Origin of the sequence: Vibrio sp. UCD-FRSSP16_30 (assembly GCF_001676025.1) — a bacterium.
Taxonomy (GTDB): Bacteria; Pseudomonadota; Gammaproteobacteria; order Enterobacterales; family Vibrionaceae; genus Vibrio.
Map to the genome: position 1 here is coordinate 207653 of NZ_LZFW01000013.1, position 22815 is coordinate 230467.

The window sequence follows — 22815 nt, forward strand, 5'->3', positions numbered from 1 at the left end:
AGTTAAATAACCTTTTTATTCTCATGGTTATCGAATCGCCCCTAGTATTATGTGATAATGCAGCATATGATCTTGGGGCTCATCTGTTTGTTATATAAAGTATTTATATGATACCAATCTCTGTTAAATACATATTTATAGCATAACTTTCTAGCAAACCACCTCATATAAAATCACCCTTAGATAAAGCCCAATTAGCCCTACAGGGACGCAATCTCAATATCCCTTTTCAAACCAAGTAGTATAAGAAATGACAGCAAAAACGTGGAAGTCTTACAAGAAAACCTATCGTGATGAACCCGATATTTTTGATTTTGCCAGAACAGGGGATTTGCGCGGTCTAGCCAATATTTTAACCTCTCAATCCGAGTTTGATTTTGATGCCAAGAACCACAAAGGCTACTCAGCATTGATGCTAGCGGTCTACAATGGGCAGCAAGACTTTTGTGAAGCACTGCTTCGCTGCGGCGCAGATGTAAACTCCACAGATTCCGTAGGCAATACCCTGTTAATGAGCGCCGCCTTCAAAGGAAACCTCCCCATATTTGAGCTTCTTCTCACGTATGGCGCAGGTACCGAGTATAAAAACAAAAGTAATATGACAGTAAAAGATTGGGCCGTTATGTTCAAAAGAACAGTCATTATTGACTATTTAAATGCTCACTATCCTGATGAAAAATCATCTTCTAAACTGAGTAACATAGCGAAGTTTATTAAGCTCTCATTTTTGCTCGTTCTAAAAAAAGTAATGAAAAAATAATCGGTTAAAGTAAGTGTCGGTGCTGGCAAGTCATGCGTAAAATCAAACGCTTATTCACAACAAAATACGAGGCAATAAAGTAAATGAAACAGATATTATGTTTTGGTGATTCAAATACTTGGGGATACTCCCCTGATTTACTTCGTCGCTACAACGAGAATGAACGTTGGACAATGCTGCTACAATCTCGCCTTGCCGACCGCTACCGTATCATAGAGGAAGGTCAAAATAGTCGAACGACTGTACTAGAAGACCCTTATGAGCCAGGTAAAAAAGGACTCGACTACCTTCTTCCTTGCTTGGAAAGTCATCATCCAGATTTAGTACTCATTATGCTGGGAACCAATGATCTTAAAACTCGATTTCATGTATCAGCAAGTGATATCTCTAAAGGCGCAGCGCGACTGGTGCAAGTTGTACAAAACTTTAAGCACAGCTACATGTCAAAAGCACCAGAAGTGTTATTAATATCCCCTGCGCACGTCTACGAATCCGACCCAAATAAAGAAGGGTTTGCTGGAGCTGAAGAAAAATCTAAGCAGTTTGCACATTTCTATCAATTAAGAGCAAAAGAGCTAGGCTGTCACTTTTTAGATGCCGCCGAATTAATTGCTCCGTGCGAAAAAGAAGGTGTACATTGGCATGCAGATCAGCATGTAATACTTGCTGACAAGTTAGCAGAACTGCTGCCAGAACTACTCTCTTAATCGTATCTAAGGATGTGCAAGCCGTAGAGAAGCGATAGGTATCTGCTCATATTTACGGCTTTTTGATATTTAAGGAGGCGAATAACAGAGACAGAAACCAAGTAAAATATATTTTTTATCAATAAAAAATCAGTGATGCTTACAATGACTGTGCTTGCAAACATCAAGTGAGTAGGCGGAATTAACTGGCACCGTTATAATCTCATCAATTAGGTAAGAGCGTGTGCGCTTTTGTCACTCTCCAAGCTTGATAAGGTTTAATTCAAATCTGATCAGTTAAAGAAATTAGCTAAACCATTTTCAACGACAGGTGTAATGTTAAAACCAATCATAAAGTCTGGTCGCACTTTCTCATCTTTTTCTATGTAGTAGTTTGCTTCAATACCAATTTTCCAGGGTCTTCCTGCTATCACTGTCGTCTTCGTAACCGTGATATTGAGCGGTATCTCAGCTTGATCCTTTTCCCAATCATATGTAAATGTTGGTGATGAACCCACGGTCCAACCTCCTTTAAGTAGCTCAACATAAAAAATTTGAGCAGAAGTCTTATTGATCCTACTTTCACCATCCGATACATCAGAAACACCGATTAGATGATTTGGAAACGCTCCAAAAACGCGATCTTTAGTTACTTTTCCAACTAGAAGCTCAGGACCAATCGCAAGTTGACCTGAACTCAATTCATCACTGCCTGTTGGAAGTGATACGATTAAACCAACAGCACCGATATGACCAGCAGACAACTTAGGTGCGTATGCTAGATCAAAAGAAATGTCAGACATTCCCGATGAATCAATTTTACTTCCACCGGAATTAAAATCATTGTCTACATACGAGATGGCAGGACGAAAGATTATTTTATCACCACCATCCAAAGGGAATGGGAGTGTTGGTTGGAATACGGTAGTCATATTACTCCCACCCTCGCGGTAGCCACCATTGTATTGAAGTTTAAAATTTAAGCTGGCGTACGCAGTATTCGGATTGGCAAGCTCCTTTGCCGCTTCTTCAGCAAGTTGCTTATTGTCAGTTTCTGCCATGACAGGCCTTGAAACGGCGCAAAAAAGTAGACTAGAAACTAGAGCTCTTGAAAACATGAAAACCTCATTGATGCAGCATATGGTGTCGATGTGGCAATAATAGATGAGTCGAACGACTAAAAATTGCCATTAGGTGACAGCAAAAATAAAGCTTATCTCGTAAGGGGAATTGTTGGGAAACCGTCCCATTGAATGTATCTTTGAAGCTTAAAAACAGAATGGGTCTCCGTCAGCAACTATCGTAGTTTAGCGGACGCGCAGGAGTAATCAAAAGCCAATCGATGAACCGCTTTATATTCGGTAGAACATTGATGCCCGCATTCACATGCCACCATAAATCAAATTAATTGAAAGAAGAATGTGATTAAGCCAAGGGAACAGAAAGTATGGCTGACCCGTTAATTGTCATTAAGACGGAACAATTCTAGGAATTTGATTTACTTGAACTTTTGAGACGATTAATAACAGGGGAAATGGTTTAGCAATAAGATGTGATATAGATAGTAACGACAAGAAAGTTGGGTGGGGGCCAGCCACATCCCGGCACACAAGTCATTCGCTGCGGCTGCTTCCTTCCGGATCTGACCGAGTTCACGAACTATTGTTGCGGGAGGACCAACCCCCATAGAGCATCTTTAACAATTAGCTTTGCTAAAGAAGTGCTTGGATTATTCATCATCCACTGCTTTTATACAAGTGCTTTTTATTGCTTTAGTGCTAAGCGTTGAAAGTTTAATCGCCTACCTCTTCATTTACGCGCAGGATGTAATCAGTCATCCAGATTGCCGCTAAGATAAGCAGCCATACTAGCAATACGATGCCTTGTACATTTCCGGACGGCATTGCCACTAGAGATGCGAATGCGGCGGTGGGTAGTGTCCAGCATTGCAGTTTTAATAATTTAACGTTGGTTTTGGACATACTTTCTAGTGAAAGCATAATGCCCACTATGGTCAGTGATATGAGCGCGGCGTGAGTCATGCCTGCGGCAATGAGTGGCAAAACCAGTAATAATGCCCACCAGCCGTGCTTAGAGGATGTTTTCCATGAAACGGCTGCAAACCAGATCATTGCGACACTAGAAATTTGCAACAGTGTAAAAATGGGTTCGCCACTGAGTATGCCTTCCATCTGCGAATAAATAATGCCCGATTGTAGAAACAGAAAGAAACTGAATACACCGATACGAGCACCATTCGTGCATCGCTTAGAAAATGCTACCATTAACAACGGAAACAGTATCCAGGTTGAGACAGAGAGCGCACTAGGTTGGTAGGATAATGTGAATCCATAGAGGCACAGTCCTATTAACAAAAATAGACCTGATGCTCGAGAGCGACAAATAATCCAAAGTGCAGGAATTGCGAGCGCTAACACGGGTACATTACCCTGAGTCACCTCAATTGATTGTGCACAGATGATAGCCAACAACGTGGTAGTAAAGAACTGAATAGCAGAAAACACCATATTCGCCTCCTTGCGATTGTTGTTTTATTCCTTAATTTATTTAACAGTCATAACAATTATGCATCAATTGAAAGATAAAGTCTTTGTTTTAGTTCACCAAATTCCCCTAGGCATGGTCAGTACCTACGGAGATATAGCTAAATTTTCGGGCTATCCAGGTTATGCGAGGCAGGTAGGCGCTATTTTAAGCAATTTACCTGAAGGTTCTGCCCTGCCTTGGCATAGAGTGATTAATAGTAAAGGTGAGATCTCTTTAAAGGGAGATGATCTGCAACGTCAGCAATTACGGTTACTTGAAGAAGGTATTGTGTTTGGTGCAACAGGAAAAGTTAAGCTGAAACAGTTTCGCTGGCAACCGGGCGTGAAAGGCGCTTGAATATCAAGCTTACGCCAATGTTATCAAGTAGTTAATTATTAAAGCAAAATTATGACATCCACATATATCCTTACTCTGTTAATTAGCAAACTCATACCACTACTTAATCTAAATAGCTTTCGAGTCCATCACAATTAGCGCTTGTCTAAACCTGTATTAGCAGGTATTTTTTATCCATATTGCGTAGGAGGTCAGATGAGTCAACCACTTAGTAAACTATTAACACTATTACAGCTAGAACGATTAGAACTTGGTTTATTCCGTGGTGAGAGTGAACATTTAGGATTACCGCAGGTTTACGGAGGGCAAGTGCTTGGACAAGCGCTGTCTGCTTCACGATATACTGTTCCTGCCGACCGAAGCGTGCATTCCTTCCACAGCTATTTTTTGCGCCCTGGCGATCCTGAAAAAGCCATTATCTATGATGTTGAGCATTTACGTGACGGCAGAACATTTAGTACGCGACGTGTAAAAGCCATTCAAAATGGACGACCAATCTTCTATTTGACGGCTTCCTATCATGGTGAACAGCCAGGTTTTGAGCATCAAAATACCATGCCATCTATCCCCGGCCCTGAGAATTTTGCGTCTGAAACAGAACTTGCTCAGCAAATTGCTCAATTTTTGCCTGACAATATTCAAAAAATCTTCTGTGGTGAAAAACCGATTGAAGTGCGCCCTGTTAAAGTCGTTAACCCAATCAAACCGCATAAAGAAGAGCCTAAACAATATTTATGGATCAGAGCTAACGGGCAATTACCCGATGAACAATTGATTCATCAGTATATTTTGGCTTATGCATCAGATTGGGGATTTTTGATTACGGCTCTTCATCCGCATAAAGTCAGTTTATTGACACCAAAATTCCAGGTGGCAACGATTGATCACTCAATGTGGTTCCATCGCCCATTTAAAATGGATGATTGGCTGTTGTATGTGATTGAAAGTCCCACCGCGAGTAACTCTAGAGGGTTAGTACGCGGTGAGATCTATAATCGTTCAGGTCAGCTTGTGGCAAGTGCTGTTCAAGAAGGCGTTATGCGTCAAACCTAAACAATCGGTTATTTATAAATGTGAATGGGAACGTGAACCGTTAGTGCCGGAAAAACTAGCGTTTGGCGTTCCTGCAAAGCAATTGAGCACCCACGGAAAACTATCCGTGACATAGTAACCATACTGCCCATCCACCGTCATGCCATTACATTCATCCAAATCACCTTGCCCTGCGCTGTATTCATAGTCACCACGAAATTGACCATCATAACGATCACTGACAACCAAACCTGCACCGCCTATCGGCGCACTGTAACCATTGCTATCAACGCGATTTCCTGACTTTAACTGATAACTGGATAAGGCCGCGCGAATCTCGCCTGTCGTGGCATCTGCAAAACAGCGTCCATAAATAGGAAATCCATCAGCGGCAAAACCAATCACAGGCGATGCTTCGCCCCCTTCACAAGATTGGTAAAATAAAGCCATAGGGTTGCCATGATAATGGTACTCACCGGTTGGTTGAACATGCGCATGATGCTCATCGGTGCCAAACTGATTTAGAGATGACATAGGATCATATCGCCAAGGATTGTCAATTTGATCCTCACCACAGCCTACCCTTTCATCAGCAACGTTGTAGCAAGCGGCAGCTAATAAATCGATTTTAACGCCATTAAGCATCACCGCCTCTGACATCACCAAGCTTAATGCACTTGGTGTATCAGCTTTGCTTGGAAAAATATCAAAGAGGTATTCCTTGCTCTGCTCGGCAACATCGGTCGCAAAGGATGCTGATTGATCGTTAAAATCATGATTTGGAATTGCATTTGCTTTTAGTGAACACTCACTACCGTTTGAGGTAATCGTTACATCGCCAGCAAACAGCAGGTTTCTCTGAATATCATTCACCGAAGAGACATATTGCCCAACGTAATCCTCACAGTGTCCTGATTGGTTTGTTAATCTTACATCCGTAATATCAGTTGCGTTTGATGGTACGTCACTTTCTTCGCTTGTCGTATCGTCATTATCTGAAGAGCTATTACATGCTTGTAGTAATCCTAATACCGTCCCTATGATTAAAATCCTTTTCATTACCATCTCCCTTTTGTTAGACAAACAACAGTATTAGCGCTAATTGAAATACATTCCTTTTTCTTTTCATAAATTTACATTTGTGATTTAAATCACTTTCCGTAAAATATTCCGCAAATGAAACAATAATTAACACTTAATTCTGTGATGAACAGTTACTTAGTTGATTAAGTTAATTAACAAGTAACAACCATAATGTAACATTGCAGTATCAGTTAATATTCATTAGCTCACCCTTCAAACCACGGACGTAAAGGTAGTACATGATTTATTTACAATTTGGTCTTTATCTAGCGGTAATGCTCGGTATCGGCTACTACTCCATGAGAAAAACACATGATAATCAAGATTTTATCATTGGTGGTCGAACACTAGGACCGGTTACTTCTGCTGTTAGTGCAGGCGCTTCAGATATGAGTGGTTGGCTACTACTTGGACTGCCAGGCGCGGTATTTGCAAGCGGATTAGTTGAAGGTGTTTGGATTGGTGTTGGCCTTACTTTAGGTGCCTACCTAAACTGGCTTATCGTCGCTCCGCGTCTGCGCGTTGCCACCGAGGCAAGTAACACCGTTACATTGCCAAGCTTTCTATCCAAGCGATTTGAAGATAATTCAGGGCTAATCAAGACAGTGTCTACCCTAGTCATTCTCTTCTTCTTTACATTGTATGTGGCATCAGGCCTTAAAGGCGGCACTCTGTTGTTTGCTCATAGCTTTGGCACAACCGAAGAAGTCGCGCTATATGTCACCGCTTTTGTGGTAGTTTCTTATACCTTCCTTGGCGGATACATGGCCGTTTGTTGGACTGACCTTATTCAGGGCATTCTAATGCTGGCAGCTCTGTTCTTCTGTATGCTGCTCGGTTACATGGCAATATCTGATTCCAGTGTTGTGATCAGCGAAGTCAAACCTGAAGCCTTTAAATTCTCCACCAGCTTTATTACTGGCGCTTCTTTACTTGCATGGGGTCTTGGCTATTTTGGACAACCACATATCCTAGCGCGCTTTGTTGGTATTGATAAAGTTGAAAACATTGCTAAAGCACGTCGCATTGGCATCTCTTGGATGGTTCTCACTTTAGTACTGTCTATTTCAATTGCACTTATCGGTATCGGCTATGATGCAATCCATCCTCTTGCGACAGTCTCAGGGGATGGTGGTAACAAAGAACGTATTTTCCTTGCGTTAACTGATGCACTATTCCACCCAGTATTTGCAGGCTTTATTTTGGCCGCAGTATTGGCGGCCGTTATGTCGACGGCAGATTCCCAGTTGTTAGTGCTTACTTCATCTCTGACCGAAGATATTGGCTTTATTAGCAAAATGGATGAAACCAAAAAAGCATGGATAAGCCGTATGGGCGTGGTTGGCTTTGCTATTTTAGCTCTGGTTATTGCCGCTAATGATGACGGTTCTATTCTTGCTATGGTTGGCTATGCGTGGGGCGGATTTGGCGCTGCATTTGGGCCACTGATGATTTTGGCTCTATGTTGGAAAGGCACAACGAAAGCGGGTGCTGTAACCGGCATGATTGTGGGTGCGGTCAGTATCTTTGTTGTTAAGAATTACATCTCTATTGAAGGTGAATATTTCTATGAACTATTACCGGCGTTTATTCTTTCCTTCGTTTCAATTGTTATCGTAAGTCTTGTAACAAAAGCGCCAACAGACAAGACACTGAAACAATTACAAATTAACTAGGTTGCTTCCGTTACTAGTTGCTTAGTAAGCATCTGATAGCCAAAACTTAAATACAGAGCGAGGTCATTAAGGCCTCGCTTTTTTATGCATTACACATTACCTAACGGAAGTTCGGTGGTGTACTTAATCGACTCCATAGCAAAAGTCGACGTCACATTAGAAATACCCGGCACAGCATTCACCAATGTTTTGTAAAAGGCATCAAAGCTTTGCATATCTTTAACGAGCACTTTCAACATATAGTCGTAGTCCCCTGCCATACGATAAAACTCCATCACTTGTGCAAAATCTGATACCACATCAACAAATTGTTGATACCACTCATGGGAGTGATCGCTGGTTTTGATAAACACAAAGGCGGTAAAAGATAACCCCAATTTTTCCGGGTCGATAAGTGCTACGCGACTTTGAATTACCCCTTCCTCCTCTAATCGCTTTAAACGCTTCCAACAAGGCGTAGTGGTTAAATTCACCGCTTCGGCTAATTCCGTCAAAGGCAAAGTGGCATCGTTTTGTAGCATAGACAGCAGTTTCTTATCTGTTTTATCAAGATTCATTTCTTCAAAATCTCTTTTTATAGAAAATTTTTCTACATTTTAGATTAAATGGATGGTTTTTGGGTAAGTTTTTCTCTCAATCAAAGGGTAAATTATCTAAAACTTGTTAACGATTTCAGGACAGACCTTATGAACGAAGCAACTTGCACCCATAGTTGGATCAATCGAGCGATTCAGATTATTGAATCTGATTATCAGCGCTCTGCCGACACTCACCTTATTAAGCTTGATGTTGAGGCTTTTCCTGGGATCGATATCTATCTAAAAGATGAAAGCACGCACCCAACAGGGTCGTTAAAGCATCGTTTAGCTCGTTCATTATTTTTATATGCCCTATGTAATGGTTGGATTGGACCAAAAACGCCAATTATAGAAGCATCTTCTGGTAGCACTGCGGTCTCTGAAGCCTACTTTGCTCGTCTATTAGGTCTGCCGTTTATTGCGGTTATGCCTAAATCCACTGCCAAAACAAAAATTGAGCAAATTGAGTTTTATGGCGGTAAGGCGCATCTAGTTGAGCGTTCAGATGAAATCTATGCTGAGTCACATCGTTTAGCCGAGGAGCTAGGTGGACATTATATGGATCAGTTTACCTACGCAGAACGTGCAACAGACTGGCGTGGTAATAACAACATTGCCAACTCTATCTTTGGTCAGATGAAACTAGAATGTCACCCTATTCCAACGTGGATTGTAATGAGCCCGGGCACTGGCGGCACATCAGCGACTATCGGGCGCTTTATTCGCTATCAGCAATGCGAGACTAAACTGTGCGTTGTTGACCCACAACATTCAGTATTTTATGACTATTACCTGACTCGAGACACTAAGCTTACTTTAGATCGTGGCAGTAATATTGAAGGTATAGGCCGCCCAAGAGTTGAACCAAGCTTTATTCCGGGAGTGGTTGATGAAATGATTAAAGTTGCTGATGCACACACCATAGTCACCATGCAATGGTTACACAAGCAACTAGGTCGTAAAGTAGGTCCTTCTACAGGGACTAACTTATACGGTGTATTCCAGTTAGCAAAACAGATGAAAGAGAAAGGCGAAACAGGATCAATTGTCACATTACTATGTGATAGTGGAGAGCGATATTTAGACAGTTACTACAACCCACAGTGGGTTGAAAATACTATCGGTGACATTAGCCAAAGCCGCGATCATCTGCAAAGTTTATTCAACTAATTAAAAACTGACCATTTACACAGTGCCGAAATAAAAGGCACTGTGTGAATAAAACACTGCATGCAACAAAATATAAAAGATTAATAATCAGATCACACTTTAACAGAGTGACAGATGAGATTAGAAAAAAGAACATAATATAATACAAGACTACAAATCACCCAGTATAGATAAAACCCACCTCTGTTATATTAATACAATCCAAGATAATAAGATAAATTAGAATGGCTAATCATTACAACCTCAATTGAACATCATGCTTTAATTTAATTAATTTATCACAACCACATATTAACCTTACTAATTCGTCATTATTAAAAACAACAAAACCGTCATATAAGAATCTAACTCCAATCATAGCAAAAGATAAATCCCACAATAAAATCACAATTAATATCAATGAGTTAAACATAACCTGCAAAGAAAAATACCGCACGACACCCCCTATACTCAAAGCGTCGACTACCACTAATTAATATTAAATCAAAACAAATTCATGATATTTGTGAAAAGGTATGGCTCTTATTATTTTAAGTTGTGCTGTCCGTTGCATATATAGATATTAATAATATTAATCCATTTAAACATTCACTCAATAAATACATACTGAGGTGGTTATTCGGATAATACACCATCATCATAACTATCAAGTTATCCTATTGATCCCAACATGATATGCGGTATAAATATTTAACTTCAAAAAAGAACATAATCTACTTAAGTTAAATACCGAATAACCTTCATAAATGGAACAAGTGCTTTTATTCTTATTAAGGTTAGCAATTATGTTTAACAAATCATTTTTATCTTTATCCATTATAGGCTCTATTTTAGCTGCGCCAGCGTTTGCAGCAGCCCCTGGTGAACCTACCATAGGTTGGGGAGATCATACTTATGCGATGGTTGAACTTGACGCAGAAAAGATCCCATACGAACAACTGGTTATCGCTGTTCATGAGTCAATTGACATTGAAGTGACATGGGACGTATGGGCTGGCGATCCAGCCGATACTGCTCGCGTACTTTTAGACGGCAACGTAGTGTGGGAAGGTGACCCTTCGGCTAACAAAGCGGTGTTTAAGATGAGCCAAGGTGGCTTATATAACATGGCAATTGAACTTGAAAATGCCGATGGTATTAGCCGTTCAAAAGAAACACTTCTAACGATCGCTGATACTGACGGTAGCCACTTAGCACCACTAGAAACCATTTGGACAGAAAACCACAAACCTTACGACAATACCTCTGGCAAAATCGTCGGCAGTTACTTTGTTGAGTGGGGTGTTTATGGTCGTGACTACCCGATTGATAAAGTACCAACAGCCAACTTAAACCGTTTAATTTATGGTTTTGTCCCTATGTGTGGCGGCGATGGCATCAATGACTCACTTAAAACTATCCCTGGCTCTTTTGAGGCACTACAAAGAGCCTGTACTGGTCGTGAAGACTTTAAAGTTGCCATCCATGACCCTTGGGCTGCAATTCAAAAACCACAATTAGGCGTTGAAGCGTTTTCTGCACCTTATAAAGGTAACTTTGGTCAGATGATGGCGGCTAAAAAAGCTAACCCTGATCTGAAGATCCTACCTTCTATTGGTGGTTGGACACTGTCTGACCCATTCTTCTTTATGGGTGACGAAGCTATCCGTCATACTTTTGTTGAATCTGTACGTGAATATTTAGAAACATGGAAATTCTTTGACGGCGTAGATATCGACTTTGAATTCCCTGGTGGCGGCGGTGCAAACCCTGGCCTAGGCGATAAAGAAAAAGATGGTGAAATTTACGTTGTTCTAATGAAAGAACTGCGCGCAATGCTTGATGAACTTGGTGAGAAGAATGGTCGTCACTATGAGCTAGCATCAGCAATCAACATCGGTCACGATAAACTTGCCGTGGTTGATTATGGTGAAGCATCTAAGTACTTAGACCACATCTTCTTAATGTCTTATGACTACTATGGTGCATGGGATAATAACATTCTTAATCACCAAGCAGCGCTGCATAAATCAAGCATGAACACCGTCGCTGATGAGTCTGAATACTACACGTCTATCGGGGTTGAATTGCTTCTAGCGCAAGGCGTTCCTGCTGAGAAGATGGTTATTGGCGGCGCAGCTTATGGCCGTGGCTGGACAGGCATTCACGGAATGACTGATGGCAATCCATTCACAGGTACAGCAACGGGACCTGTGAAAGGGACTTGGGAAGATGGCGTACTTGATTACCGTGATATTGCGGATAATCACACCGAAGCTCAAGGCTTCCAATACGGTTACGATGAAGCAGCCGAAGCGCCGTATCTATACAATTCAAGCACAGGTACGCTAATCACTTATGATGATAGCCGTTCGACAAAAGCTAAAGCGCAATATGCATTAGCGCAAGGACTGGGCGGTATCTTCCATTGGGAAATTGATGGCGATAACGGCGACCTTGTTAATGCAATGCACGAAGGTTTAGGTCACGGTGATTCCGTCGTCGATCCTGAGCAACCTAACCGCGCGCCAATCGCTCGTGCTGGCGCTGATAAATCAGTGACCGGTCCTGCATCTGTGTTGTTAGATGGTTCTCTTTCTTCAGATCCTGAAGGTGAAGCGTTAACCTTTAACTGGCAGCAAACATCAGGTAACGCAGTGACTATCATCAATAACACACAAGCTAAACCAGCTGTGGATGTGCCGTATACGGATGCTGATGTCACTTATACTTTCACTCTAACTGTTGCAGATCCTGACGGCTTATCTTCATCTGATAGCGTTGTTATTACCAACAAAGCGGAAGTAACAAACCAACCACCAACGGTGAGCATTTCTCCTGCAACTTATGTTAATGAAAATGCTCAGTTTACTCTTATTGCTAACGCCGCTGACGCTGATGGTGATGCACTAGAGTATTCTTGGAATGTACCTGCTGACTTTATCGTTATGGATGGTGGCAACGGCCACAGCATCACGCTAACCGCACCAGAAGTTGCGCAAGATACGCAATTTAATATTGTTGTCGATGTTAACGATAGCGAAGAGTCTGCATCTGCAACCACAGTAGTTTATGTGGCGAACATCGAAGAAGATAACGGTGGGGATGAAGGTGATGGAGACAGTGGCGACGGCGATACTGGTGGTGGCGACAGCGATGGTGGAAACCAATGTGACGCAAACGATCCAACAGCGCCAGACCACCCTGCATGGGATGCTTCTGCAACTTACACTAATGAAACCGTTAGTCATAAAGGTTTAGTGTACAAAGCGAAATGGTGGACTCAATCTGAGCCAACACCAACGGCTGAAGAGTGGGAACTGGTTTCTAACATTGAAATGCCATGGGCTGCTGACATTGCTTACTCAGGTACAGAGCAAACCAACCATAACGGCTCTCGCTGGCAGGCAAAATGGTGGACTAAAGGTGAAGAACCTGGCGTTGCACCAGTATGGGTTAACTTAGGCTCATCAACTTGTAACTAGTCTTTGATGATTACCAAACCCTAATTCAATCCCCCAGTTATCTGGGGGATTTTTTTATTAGGCAAAAATAGAATATTGAACGGTTATTTTACTTCTTATATTCTACTTCTTATTTTTTGCTTCAAAAGCGGCAAGTTGTTCTGCTGTTGCAGGAAGCTGATGATTTTGTTTCCACTCATCATATGTCATGCCATACACACGCAGTCTTGCATCATCAATATCCAGTTCTAAGCCGTTTTCTTGCGCCTCAGCGGTGTACCACTTGCTAAAGCAATTGCGACAAAATCCAGCTTGAATCATCAAATCAATATTTTGCACATCTTTATTATTGTCTAAGTGAGCCAGCAAACGGCGAAATACGGCCGCATCCAATTTATCTTGCTCTTGTTGAGATAGTTGTAGGTGTTTAGCTTCAGTCAATGTCCCTCTCCTTTTGATACAGCATCATCTAACATTTTTAATAATAATCGAAAACCAGTTGTAATATAACTGTTAAGCTTGTGATGTAACTAATCTTTAAGGCTATTTCATTTTCTCTTAAAGTTAGTCACAAAACATTAATACTAACATGCACTCAAGGAAGACTATGAACAAGCTTGGCCTTTTTAGCATCGCCTCAGTCGCACTGCTGTCCTTTTCTAGTGTCGCTAGCAACAATTCATTTTATATGGGCGTCGGGGATGTGGGATTTTCTCCAGATAACGACACAACCGATACCTTTGAAAGCCCAAGCTTTATCATTGGTGGCGGGCAGTCTTTTAATGAGCATCTTAGTATGGAGGGGTTCTTTCGTTATTCTGAATCTTCCGATGATGCTAAAACCTACGAAATCAATTACTACGAGTTAGGATTATCTTTGCTTGTTTCTACTGGTGAGCTGGGCAATACACCGTTAGAGATTTTTGGCCGCACTAGCGCAATTGCGACCCATATCAAAGGTCACGATACCAGCAATGGAGCAAGAGATGATATTGGCAATACCACTGGTGGAATCTTTACCATTGGCGCAGGTTTGCAGTGGAACATCAACAGTGATTATTGGCTAAGAGGTGAATACCTATATGGCTACGCCACCACAGGTGTTGGCCAATACGATACCGATTATGATGGATTGCAAATTAGTATCGGGCTCGACTTTTAAAGCGACCTAGCAAAACATTGATAGTAATTACAGTCACTAAAAATAACTAAGCCAGAGCTTTCATGCTCTGGCTTAGTTTGTTCTGAGGATGGTATTAAGGCTAATTCAATCGATTAATGACTGACTCGCCCTTTCGTGTCCTGTTCAATTTCTAGTTTAAGCACCTCTTCAACATGACCTGGCGACTTAGTGTTAAATGATAACAAGCGATACATTGCCGGAATCACAAACAAAGTAACGAAAGTCGCAAATGCCATACCAAAGAAGATCACCGTACCAACCGCAACACGGCTTTCATAACCGGCGCCAGTTGAGAAAATCAATGGAATTGAACCTGCCAGCGTAGTAAAGGCAGTCATTAGTATTGGTCTTAAACGGCGCGCTGATGCATCAATAATCGCCTGCTCAAACTCAACACCTTTGTCTCTAAGCTGGTTGGCAAACTCTACAATCAAAATACCGTTTTTGGTTACCATACCTATTAGCATGATCATCCCTATCTGGCTGTAGACATTCAGGCCTTGCGACATAATCACTAAGCCAAGGAAGCCACCAAAGACCCCCATTGGCACGGTAAACATCACCACTAACGGGTTAATAAAGCTCTCAAATTGAGCGGCTAATACTAAGTAGGCCACCAGCAATGCCAGTGCAAACACAACCAAAATAGAGGACTGATTTTCTTTAAAGTCTTTTGATTCACCAGAGTAGTGAATCGAAATGTCACTTGGCAAAATATCAATGGCTTTTTGATCAAGGAAATCCAATGCCGAACCTAAAGTTGCCCCTTCGGTTAAGTTGGCTTTTACTGTAATCGATTTTTGCTTGTTGTAGTGAGATAGGCGTATAGCCGATGCCACTTCATTCACTTTACTCACTGAATCAAGGGTGACCAAATCACCGTTGGCAGTTCGCATATAAATTTGGCTTAAATCTGAGATATTGTTAAAGCTGTTCTCATCACCACGCAAATACACATCGTATTCTTCACCGCGTTCAACATAGGTCGTCTCTGTTTTACCACCAAGCATAATCTCAAGGGTATCTGAGATATCACTTTGTTTAATGCCCAATTCTGCAGCGCGTTCTTTATCAATAGAGATCACAAGCTCAGGAGTTTTCTCAGAATAATCGGTACTCGCACCATTCATAAATGGGCTCGCATCGGCTTCATTTTTAAGAATATCCGCCCACTTTTCTAACTCTTTATAATCAGAGCCGCCCAAAACATATTGCACAGGCTCACTTGAACGCCCTCTAAAACCTGGGAGCATAGGGAAAACACGTACATCAGGAATATCGCCAAGTACTTTGCGAATGACGCCTAACGCCTCATTGGCAGACTTGTCACGAACCGCCCAGTCTTCCAAAATCATAATAACAAAGCCAGTTTGATCCCCAGCGTTGCCACCAAATGCCGGTGATTGAATGGAGAAAGACTTAAGCAAACCTTGACCCAATAACGGCTTTAATCGCGACTCGATAACATCCATATTGGCCGCCATGCGGTTATAACTGGTTGCGTCCGCACCTCTAGCAAAAGCAAATATAACGCCGCGATCTTCTTGTGGGGTTAACTGAGAGGGGACTGAACTCATCAAATAATAAGTCCCGCCCATACAAGCTACAATCACGATCGGCGCTAGCCATTTAAGCTTTAATGCCACCACGATTGCGCGGCGATAGCCGTTTTCTAACTTGCCAAATAGACGCTCGATCGCCTTATTAAAACGGTTAGGTTTGACATTGGCTGATAAAATTTTACTGCCAAGCACTGGCGTTAATGTTAGAGCTATTAATGACGAAAACAGTACCGACATTGCCAGTAACACTGAGAACTCAGTAAATAGCAAACCAACCATGCCATCCATAAAGGAAATAGGAAGGAACACCATCACCAACACTAAGGTTGTCGCAATAACCGCAAAACCCACTTCTCGTGTGCCTTTATAGGCTGCCAAAAGTGGGGATTCTCCACGCTCAATATGGTGGAAAATATTTTCCACCACCACAATGGCATCATCCACCACCAAACCAATGGACAAAATTAACGCCATTAGGGTGATGAGGTTGATACTAAAGCCAAAATAGTACGCGGCAATAAATGAAGAGATAAGTGAAACAGGCACCGTTACTGCCGGTATCAATGTCGCTCTGGCCTGCCCTATAAAGATATACAGCACCAAGATCACCAGTCCACCAGTAATAAATAAGGTGTTATAGACCTCGGAGATAGAGCGGTCTATGAAGATCGTCGAGTCATAATCGATAGCAAGACGTGTCCCCTTAGGCAGGAACTTTTGAATATCATCCACTTGTTTATGTACGGCCGTTGCCACATCCAATGGGTTAGCATCAGACTGAGGCACAATACCCAAACTCACGTTAACCACACCATCACTTCTAAAGGTGGAGTCTTCGTTTTTTGCGCCGAGATAAACCTCTGCCACATCTTTTAGATAAATTGGCGAACCGTCTGCTGCGCGGCGCACAACTAGGTAATCAAAGTCTTTTTCTGAATTATAAGTACGGTCTGTTCGCACCGACATCACAATGGCATCGTTACGCACTTCCCCGCCGGGGCTTTCGATATTTTCTGAGCGCAATGCATCGGTAATATCTGCGGTGGTTACCGCTCTACCCGCCATCAAGGTCGGTTTGAGCTTAACGTACATCACTTTATACAAGCCGCCGGACACATCCACCGAGCTCACACCAGAAATAAGGCTAAATCTATCCAACAAAACCCGATCAACATAATCAGTCAGCTCTGTTCTATCTAAAAGATCAGAGCTTAGGTTGATATAGATAGAGGCTTCACCACTGCCGTTGTTTTTAACCACCGTAGAGGCATCGGCTTCATCAGGTAGCTGATTTTGCGCTCTTGCTACCGCATCACGCACATCACTTACGCCAGTATTAAGATCGTAGCCAAGATTAAAGGTAACCGTAATACGAGAAATACTATTACGAGTGGTTGAAGTAATTTCATCAACCCCACTAATGCCCGAGAGCTGATCTTCAATCACTGAGGTGATTTGATTTTCAATGATGGTGGCTGAGGCCCCATCATAGCGAGTGGAAATGGATACCACCGAACTTTCAATATCGGGCATCTCACGCACAGAAAGCTTGGAAAATGACACAATACCAAAAACACAAAGCAATAAGCTTAATACGACGGCCGCCACAGGGCGTTTAACAGAAACATCAGATAACAGCATTACTTAGCAACCTCACTGCCCTTTTCTTGACCAATGGTTTTGACTTGAATGCCATCTCGCATGTTAACAACACCTTGTACAACAATGATTTCACCAACATCGAGGCCTTTTTCAATCACTACTTCGTTACCTACGCGCGTACCAAGGAAAATCTCTCGACGCTCAACGTGTTTATCTTCACCCACGACATACACAAAACGCTTAGTCCCTAAGTATTGCAATGCTTGTACTGGAATAATTGGCGCTTCAATGGCAGGGAACGCCATCGTCGCTTTAACCAGCATTCCAGGCTTTAATTTTTGTGAGGTATTGGCAATATCGATACGAACGCGCAAATTTAATGTGTCGGGATTTACTCTAGAGTCGATGCCTTTTAGCGCCCCTTTAAACTCAAGATCGCCCCAAGCATTAGACACGGCATAGATAGGCATACCTGTTTCTAACATAGGTAGGTAACGCTCAGGAATTTGTAAATCCAACTCCATGTTTGACAGGTTATCTAATGTTAATAGCTCAGTACCGGCGCTTACCAGTTTACCTAAACTAAAATCAACAAAACCAATCTGTCCAGAAAACGGCGCTTTTAATGTACGCTCATTAAGGTCAGCTTTTGCCGAGCTTAGTCTTGCCTTAGCAATATTAACGCTCGCTCTTTGCCCTTCAATCTCGGTTAAGGTAATTGCCGCGCTTTTTCTTAAACGCTCAAATTCATTTAACTTACGCTGCTCATCATTTAAATAAGCTTGCGCCTCAACAACAGCAGCTTTTGCTTTGTCGTTACTTAGCTCGACAAGCACTTGTCCTACTCGCACGTTTTGATTGGTTTTTACCGCAATACGTTCAATCGTGCCGCTCACCTCAGGGGCAATAATGACCGACTGTGATGCCTTGAGCTTTCCAACCAAAGCAAGGCTTTGAGAAATTTGATGAATACCCACTTCTTGAGTGGTAACTGCAACCGCAGCGCCTTTGCCAGGACCACCTCGAGCAAAAGAGGGAGAAGAAAGCAGAACGCTAAATAAAAGGGCACTGACAACAGAAAATGATGACGTAGATTTGTGGATGATAGTTTTCATTCTAATAATGTGAGTTAAGAAGGCTGGCGTGATTTTATCATTTTCTAACGGAAATTATGTCAATCAATGTAAAGTATTGACCTTAAATAGTCCCTCTGTCTTGTTTTTTATGATCAGAAAATAAGCAACAAGTGGGCTATAAGCGAAGAATAAAATCAAGAAAGTGACGCTTTTTAGCCATTCCGAGCAAAATTCCGACATATGAACTGATTTTTAAAGAAAGTCCTTTACAGAAAATCCTCGTCTGGATATTATTCGCACCGAACTTGAGGAGAGGATTGGGAAAACTATTCTTAAGTATAAAAATACCCTGGTGGGGTTCCCGAGCGGCCAAAGGGATCAGACTGTAAATCTGACGGCACTGCCTTCGATGGTTCGAATCCATCTCCCACCACCACATTCTTTTAATTGATTCGTCAGTTAAATAAACTTGATTAAGCGGGTTGGGAAACCATTAGTTAAGTATAAAAATACCCTGGTGGGGTTCCCGAGCGGCCAAAGGGATCAGACTGTAAATCTGACGGCACTGCCTTCGATGGTTCGAATCCATCTCCCACCACCACATTCTTTTAACTGATTCGTCAGTTAAAAAAACTTGATTAAACGGGTTGGGAAACCATTAATTAAGTATAAAAATACCCTGGTGGGGTTCCCGAGCGGCCAAAGGGATCAGACTGTAAATCTGACGGCACTGCCTTCGATGGTTCGAATCCATCTCCCACCACCACATTCTTTTAACTGATTCGTCAGTTAAGAAAACTTGATTAAGCGAGTTGGGAAACCATTAATTAAGTATAAAAATACCCTGGTGGGGTTCCCGAGCGGCCAAAGGGATCAGACTGTAAATCTGACGGCACTGCCTTCGATGGTTCGAATCCATCTCCCACCACCACATTCTTTTAATTGATTCGTCAGTTAAGAAAACTTGATTAAACGGGTTGGGAAACCATTAATTAAGTATAAAAATGCCCTGGTGGGGTTCCCGAGCGGCCAAAGGGATCAGACTGTAAATCTGACGGCACTGCCTTCGATGGTTCGAATCCATCTCCCACCACCACTTTAAAAAAAGACCTGCTCATGAGCAGGTCTTTTTTTTGCGTTAAATTTACCTCAACGGTTATTTGAATGATTTGATGGTGTAGTTTGATACTGTATCCACCTGATTAAAGCGGGCAAATTGTGCCACAGCAAAATCCAACTCAAACAAAACTTCTTCGGTCTCTTTAAGGGACGGGTCAATATATAATTTAATCACTTCAAGATACGAACGACTTCTGTGTACCTTGCAATCCATCATACCAACAGCCCTTCCATCCCATAAAATAGGCAGGCAAAAATAACCGTACTGTCGTTTTGTAGCTGGGGTATAGCATTCCAATAAATAATCGAATTTAAAAAGACGCTTACTTCTGGCTCTTTGAATCAAAAGATTATCAAAAGGCGATAAAATGTTTACCTGCTTACGCTTTAATCGCTTATTCAACAAGGTTAAACAATGAGTTACGGTATAGTATTGCTCCCCTTCCACCATGATTTTAATAATAAGACCTTCTTCGCACATCTCACTTAACGCTGTTTTCACTTCAGATTTAACGCCTTTTAATAGGTAGATCATCTCATTAAGTTGACCAACACCATGCGCGGTAAGATAGCGCAGTACTATAAATCGAGCATTTTCTTGAGCAGTAGGAAGTGAAGTATCAATCCCCTTAGGCAAGACCCTTTCTGTTAGGTCATAAACTTTATGAAAATTTTTACGCTCGCTAATCATCAGGTCACCCTGCATATACAAGTTTTCTAATGCTTGTTTGCTTGGCTTACTTCCCCACCCCGTTTTTTTGGTTACCTCAGATGAGAAATCTTTTGCCATCAAAGGTCCTTCCGCTCTAATTCTCTGTAGCACTGACGCCATTAATTTTAAATCTTGAGCAAACCAATGCTTCTGCTGACCCGATTTAAAAGCCAATTTACGCGGTAATGAAAATCGAAAGTCCTTCATCGACAGATAAGAGGCCGCATGAGACCAATACTCATAGACTAATTTTTGTTTGACCATTTGCTCTAAATGCTCAGTTTGATAGTCAGGATTGCGGTTCCATAAAGTATGGTGATGAGCACGTTGCACCACAGAGATGGTATCTATTTGAACATAGCCAAGCCTGTCCATGGCCTTAACGGTGCTTTGATAGGCACTTCCTGTTTGCTTTGGTCCGAGTAATCCTTGCGACAATAAGGCTATTTTCTGAGCTTGCGTTAATGAAAGTGACTGCATTCTGAACTGGTTTTCCTGCACTTATTGACTGATAATGGCTTATTGCATTAATAGAGTCACAACAGCCCCATATCGGCTTGCTTTTTCTTACTAATGCCTGATAAAACAATGCGATAAGATTCCGACAAATAATACTTTAGATCTTCATCTAAGCACCCGCTGGTGTCAGTTTGTTGAATCCACTTCATACCTCGGCTAGCAAAATAAGGGGCAGGGCGATAACCTTCATTTTCATGTAGAAAACTATAATTCTGCGGTGACGTTTTAAATGTATACGCACTATCACCGCTCTTTAAGGTAAAGCCAATAGCAAACACCTTACCCCCCGACTTTCCAAACATGAGATCCACCCCACTGCATCACATAAGTTGCAGTTTTAAATGAATCACAATATTGATTGAAGTCATCATGGTTCATGAGCTACCTCCTTTAAAAAACTTACAGTGATAGAATTATTGTCGCCATCAGCCATGCTTGATCTTGCTCAAACCTACCGCGATCTGAACGCTCAATCCCTGTCAAGGTGATAAATAATTACAATATCACGAGCGACTATGTTTTAATGGCGCCCTATTAATGGATGCAGTTAATGATCAATGCCATCTATCGCTTTTAAACCACTAAAGTTTGTATTATTGATGTGATTTTAGGATTAATATCCTTCATCATAGCTTGTAATACTGCCACTTTTTAGAGAAATACATATGTCTGATAACAAAAAATTTACTGTACGCACCATCGAAAAACGTAATGGCTGGTGCGCTGAAATTGTTCGTCAAATTTCATCTCGCAGAACTACAGTTTCTAAACGTGAAATGGGTTTTGAGAGTGAAGAACAAGCGCAAGCTTGGGGCGAAAAAGAGCTAGAAGTTTTTGTTAAAAACCTAGCTGAGCGTAATAAACGTAAGTCGGCTGAGCGCAATTCACAAGACGACCAAGCTTAAATAGCTAAACTCTGCGCAACACGGCAACTGACCAACAGTACAAATTACCCCAATCACAGCAAGTAAATAGTCAAAAACTTACTACGATTGGCATTAAGCCCCCTACTCTAATAAAATCGATACCGACTATGGTGTAGGGGCTTGACACAGAAAATACGACTCTCCAAGTCACAAGCCCCCAGCTACATGCCATTAAATACCTCTTCCCCAGCTAATTGACCCATACTGCTACTTCTCTCTATTAATCTTATATTCGCCTACACCCTTCGTGATCCAGATCACACCTAAAATGATATCTGACAAAAACATCTTCAAATCAATAAGATAGCCTACACTTAATTTAATGCACCCATCATGATATGACCGTGGATTATAAATGATATAGATATGTGTAACTTGAGTGCATATCTTTGAACGACTAATCTCTAGGCATCGGTTAACACACACTCTATTGATGAATACAAATCGGTAATCAATCCAGATGTATTTTCATTTTGCTTAAATTAAATGCATATTTCGGAGCATTCCGATCACCCATTTCGGGATTATCCGATCACCCATTTCGGTTTAAACCGATCGCTGATTCCGCGATTATCAGATCACTTTTAACCTAACTCCGAAATCGATGATCGGAATAGCGAAAACTGCGATCGTAATGGCCGAAATCCTTCCTTTTTCTCTTTTAAATCAATAGCTCGCTATCCTTTACTTCTAAAACAAGAAGGAAAGGAAGCGATAATGGCCAAAAAGAGAACTCCAATGAATAAAATCAAAGAGGTATTACGCCTTAAATACGACTGCGGTC

The 22815-nt window shown here is 41.7% G+C and carries 17 protein-coding genes, 5 tRNA genes, 1 other RNA gene and 1 pseudogene; 14 read left to right on the forward strand and 10 right to left on the reverse strand.

The genetic code is table 11. The features are described 5' to 3' along the window. Positions 1–250: 250 nt before the first annotated feature. Together A9260_RS08135 and A9260_RS08140 are read left to right on the forward strand one after the other, a co-directional pair. Positions 251–760, forward strand: a complete 510-nt coding sequence (locus tag A9260_RS08135) for an ankyrin repeat domain-containing protein (RefSeq protein WP_068697887.1) — start codon at positions 251–253, stop codon at positions 758–760. Positions 761–843: 83 nt separating this feature from the next. Then, entirely contained in the window at positions 844–1467 is a 624-nt protein-coding gene (locus A9260_RS08140) for an SGNH/GDSL hydrolase family protein (RefSeq protein WP_068697889.1), read from the forward strand. Between the two features lie 272 nt (positions 1468–1739). Here A9260_RS08140 and A9260_RS08145 read toward each other — a convergent pair whose 3' ends face one another. The 3 genes from A9260_RS08145 to A9260_RS08155 all read right to left on the reverse strand — a co-directional run bounded on the left by A9260_RS08145 (position 1740) and on the right by A9260_RS08155 (position 3974). After that, complete coding sequence (locus tag A9260_RS08145) at positions 1740–2507, reverse strand: hypothetical protein (protein WP_231892552.1); 768 nt, start codon at positions 2505–2507, stop codon at positions 1740–1742. A gap of 524 nt (positions 2508–3031) precedes the next feature. Then, positions 3032–3128: signal recognition particle sRNA small type (gene ffs / locus A9260_RS08150), an RNA gene on the reverse strand. A gap of 111 nt (positions 3129–3239) precedes the next feature. Next, positions 3240–3974 (reverse strand): hypothetical protein, encoded by a 735-nt coding sequence (locus A9260_RS08155; RefSeq protein ID WP_068697893.1) that lies wholly within the window; start codon positions 3972–3974, stop codon positions 3240–3242. A gap of 58 nt (positions 3975–4032) precedes the next feature. On the opposite strand from A9260_RS08155, the gene A9260_RS08160 reads away from it, so the two are divergent. Both A9260_RS08160 and tesB read left to right on the forward strand, forming a co-directional pair. Continuing rightward, entirely contained in the window at positions 4033–4350 is a 318-nt protein-coding gene (locus A9260_RS08160) for an MGMT family protein (RefSeq protein WP_068697894.1), read from the forward strand. Positions 4351–4545: 195 nt separating this feature from the next. Next, complete coding sequence (tesB, locus tag A9260_RS08165; protein ID WP_068697896.1) at positions 4546–5403, forward strand: acyl-CoA thioesterase II; 858 nt, start codon at positions 4546–4548, stop codon at positions 5401–5403. Between the two features lie 12 nt (positions 5404–5415). On the opposite strand, the gene A9260_RS08170 is transcribed toward tesB, so the two are convergent. Further along, positions 5416–6441, reverse strand: coding sequence for a YHYH protein (locus A9260_RS08170; RefSeq protein WP_197485230.1), 1026 nt, complete (start codon positions 6439–6441; stop codon positions 5416–5418). A 263-nt stretch (positions 6442–6704) separates the two neighbouring features. On the opposite strand from A9260_RS08170, the gene putP reads away from it, so the two are divergent. Further along, positions 6705–8141, forward strand: coding sequence for a sodium/proline symporter PutP (gene putP / locus A9260_RS08175; protein ID WP_068697899.1), 1437 nt, complete (start codon positions 6705–6707; stop codon positions 8139–8141). Positions 8142–8230: 89 nt separating this feature from the next. Here putP and A9260_RS08180 read toward each other — a convergent pair whose 3' ends face one another. After that, positions 8231–8698 carry an Lrp/AsnC family transcriptional regulator gene (locus A9260_RS08180; RefSeq protein ID WP_068697902.1) on the reverse strand — a complete coding sequence of 156 codons (468 nt, stop codon included), beginning with the start codon at positions 8696–8698 and terminating at the stop codon, positions 8231–8233. Between the two features lie 129 nt (positions 8699–8827). On the opposite strand from A9260_RS08180, the gene A9260_RS08185 reads away from it, so the two are divergent. Both A9260_RS08185 and A9260_RS08190 read left to right on the forward strand, forming a co-directional pair. Beyond that, positions 8828–9889, forward strand: a complete 1062-nt coding sequence (locus A9260_RS08185; protein WP_068697904.1) for a PLP-dependent cysteine synthase family protein — start codon at positions 8828–8830, stop codon at positions 9887–9889. Positions 9890–10674: 785 nt separating this feature from the next. Next, positions 10675–13353, forward strand: a complete 2679-nt coding sequence (locus A9260_RS08190) for a glycosyl hydrolase family 18 protein (RefSeq protein WP_068697906.1) — start codon at positions 10675–10677, stop codon at positions 13351–13353. Between the two features lie 102 nt (positions 13354–13455). Here the strand turns inward: A9260_RS08190 and A9260_RS08195 are convergent, their stop codons facing one another. Beyond that, on the reverse strand, positions 13456–13773 hold the full coding sequence (locus A9260_RS08195) for a DUF1244 domain-containing protein (RefSeq protein WP_068697908.1): 318 nt from the start codon (positions 13771–13773) through the stop codon (positions 13456–13458). A gap of 166 nt (positions 13774–13939) precedes the next feature. On the opposite strand from A9260_RS08195, the gene A9260_RS08200 reads away from it, so the two are divergent. Further along, entirely contained in the window at positions 13940–14494 is a 555-nt protein-coding gene (locus A9260_RS08200; protein WP_068697910.1) for an outer membrane beta-barrel protein, read from the forward strand. Between the two features lie 113 nt (positions 14495–14607). Here A9260_RS08200 and A9260_RS08205 read toward each other — a convergent pair whose 3' ends face one another. Together A9260_RS08205 and A9260_RS08210 are read right to left on the reverse strand one after the other, a co-directional pair. Then, positions 14608–17718: a multidrug efflux RND transporter permease subunit gene (locus tag A9260_RS08205; protein ID WP_068697912.1), complete on the reverse strand. Its 3111-nt coding sequence runs from the start codon at positions 17716–17718 to the stop codon at positions 14608–14610. Then, positions 17718–18794 (reverse strand): efflux RND transporter periplasmic adaptor subunit, encoded by a 1077-nt coding sequence (locus A9260_RS08210; RefSeq protein ID WP_068697914.1) that lies wholly within the window; start codon positions 18792–18794, stop codon positions 17718–17720. Before A9260_RS08210 ends, A9260_RS08205 begins: the two co-directional genes overlap by 1 nt. 312 nt (positions 18795–19106) lie before the next feature. Here A9260_RS08210 and A9260_RS08215 point away from each other — a divergent pair. From A9260_RS08215 to A9260_RS08235, 5 genes are all read left to right on the forward strand, one after another. After that, positions 19107–19191: transfer RNA gene (locus A9260_RS08215), tRNA-Tyr, on the forward strand. 80 nt (positions 19192–19271) lie between these two features. Continuing rightward, a tRNA-Tyr gene (locus A9260_RS08220) sits at positions 19272–19356 on the forward strand. 80 nt (positions 19357–19436) lie between these two features. Continuing rightward, positions 19437–19521: transfer RNA gene (locus A9260_RS08225), tRNA-Tyr, on the forward strand. An 80-nt stretch (positions 19522–19601) separates the two neighbouring features. After that, positions 19602–19686 (forward strand) — tRNA-Tyr (locus A9260_RS08230). An 80-nt stretch (positions 19687–19766) separates the two neighbouring features. After that, positions 19767–19851 (forward strand) — tRNA-Tyr (locus A9260_RS08235). 60 nt (positions 19852–19911) lie between these two features. Here the strand turns inward: A9260_RS08235 and A9260_RS08240 are convergent. Together A9260_RS08240 and A9260_RS08245 are read right to left on the reverse strand one after the other, a co-directional pair. Continuing rightward, positions 19912–21066 carry a winged helix-turn-helix domain-containing protein gene (locus A9260_RS08240; RefSeq protein WP_068697916.1) on the reverse strand — a complete coding sequence of 385 codons (1155 nt, stop codon included), beginning with the start codon at positions 21064–21066 and terminating at the stop codon, positions 19912–19914. A 56-nt stretch (positions 21067–21122) separates the two neighbouring features. Then, positions 21123–21483, reverse strand: a pseudogene (locus A9260_RS08245) (MmcQ/YjbR family DNA-binding protein). A 287-nt stretch (positions 21484–21770) separates the two neighbouring features. Here A9260_RS08245 and A9260_RS08250 point away from each other — a divergent pair. Further along, a complete protein-coding gene (locus A9260_RS08250) occupies positions 21771–22010 on the forward strand; it encodes a DUF3622 domain-containing protein (protein ID WP_068697918.1) in 240 nt (79 codons plus the stop codon). Positions 22011–22815 lie beyond the last annotated feature (805 nt).

What these genes read in the sequence shown, in the direction of transcription:
- A9260_RS08135 (WP_068697887.1), top strand. Translation starts at nt 251, where the DNA reads ATGACAGCAAAAACGTGGAAGTCTTACAAGAAAACCTATCGTGATGAA.
- A9260_RS08140 (WP_068697889.1), top strand. Translation starts at nt 844, where the DNA reads ATGAAACAGATATTATGTTTTGGTGATTCAAATACTTGGGGATACTCC.
- A9260_RS08145 (WP_231892552.1), bottom strand. Translation starts at nt 2,507, where the DNA reads ATGGCAGAAACTGACAATAAGCAACTTGCTGAAGAAGCGGCAAAGGAG.
- A9260_RS08155 (WP_068697893.1), bottom strand. Translation starts at nt 3,974, where the DNA reads ATGGTGTTTTCTGCTATTCAGTTCTTTACTACCACGTTGTTGGCTATC.
- A9260_RS08160 (WP_068697894.1), top strand. Translation starts at nt 4,033, where the DNA reads ATGCATCAATTGAAAGATAAAGTCTTTGTTTTAGTTCACCAAATTCCC.
- tesB (WP_068697896.1), top strand. Translation starts at nt 4,546, where the DNA reads ATGAGTCAACCACTTAGTAAACTATTAACACTATTACAGCTAGAACGA.
- A9260_RS08170 (WP_197485230.1), bottom strand. Translation starts at nt 6,441, where the DNA reads ATGAAAAGGATTTTAATCATAGGGACGGTATTAGGATTACTACAAGCA.
- putP (WP_068697899.1), top strand. Translation starts at nt 6,705, where the DNA reads ATGATTTATTTACAATTTGGTCTTTATCTAGCGGTAATGCTCGGTATC.
- A9260_RS08180 (WP_068697902.1), bottom strand. Translation starts at nt 8,698, where the DNA reads ATGAATCTTGATAAAACAGATAAGAAACTGCTGTCTATGCTACAAAAC.
- A9260_RS08185 (WP_068697904.1), top strand. Translation starts at nt 8,828, where the DNA reads ATGAACGAAGCAACTTGCACCCATAGTTGGATCAATCGAGCGATTCAG.
- A9260_RS08190 (WP_068697906.1), top strand. Translation starts at nt 10,675, where the DNA reads ATGTTTAACAAATCATTTTTATCTTTATCCATTATAGGCTCTATTTTA.
- A9260_RS08200 (WP_068697910.1), top strand. Translation starts at nt 13,940, where the DNA reads ATGAACAAGCTTGGCCTTTTTAGCATCGCCTCAGTCGCACTGCTGTCC.
- A9260_RS08205 (WP_068697912.1), bottom strand. Translation starts at nt 17,718, where the DNA reads ATGCTGTTATCTGATGTTTCTGTTAAACGCCCTGTGGCGGCCGTCGTA.
- A9260_RS08210 (WP_068697914.1), bottom strand. Translation starts at nt 18,794, where the DNA reads ATGAAAACTATCATCCACAAATCTACGTCATCATTTTCTGTTGTCAGT.
- A9260_RS08240 (WP_068697916.1), bottom strand. Translation starts at nt 21,066, where the DNA reads ATGCAGTCACTTTCATTAACGCAAGCTCAGAAAATAGCCTTATTGTCG.
- A9260_RS08250 (WP_068697918.1), top strand. Translation starts at nt 21,771, where the DNA reads ATGTCTGATAACAAAAAATTTACTGTACGCACCATCGAAAAACGTAAT.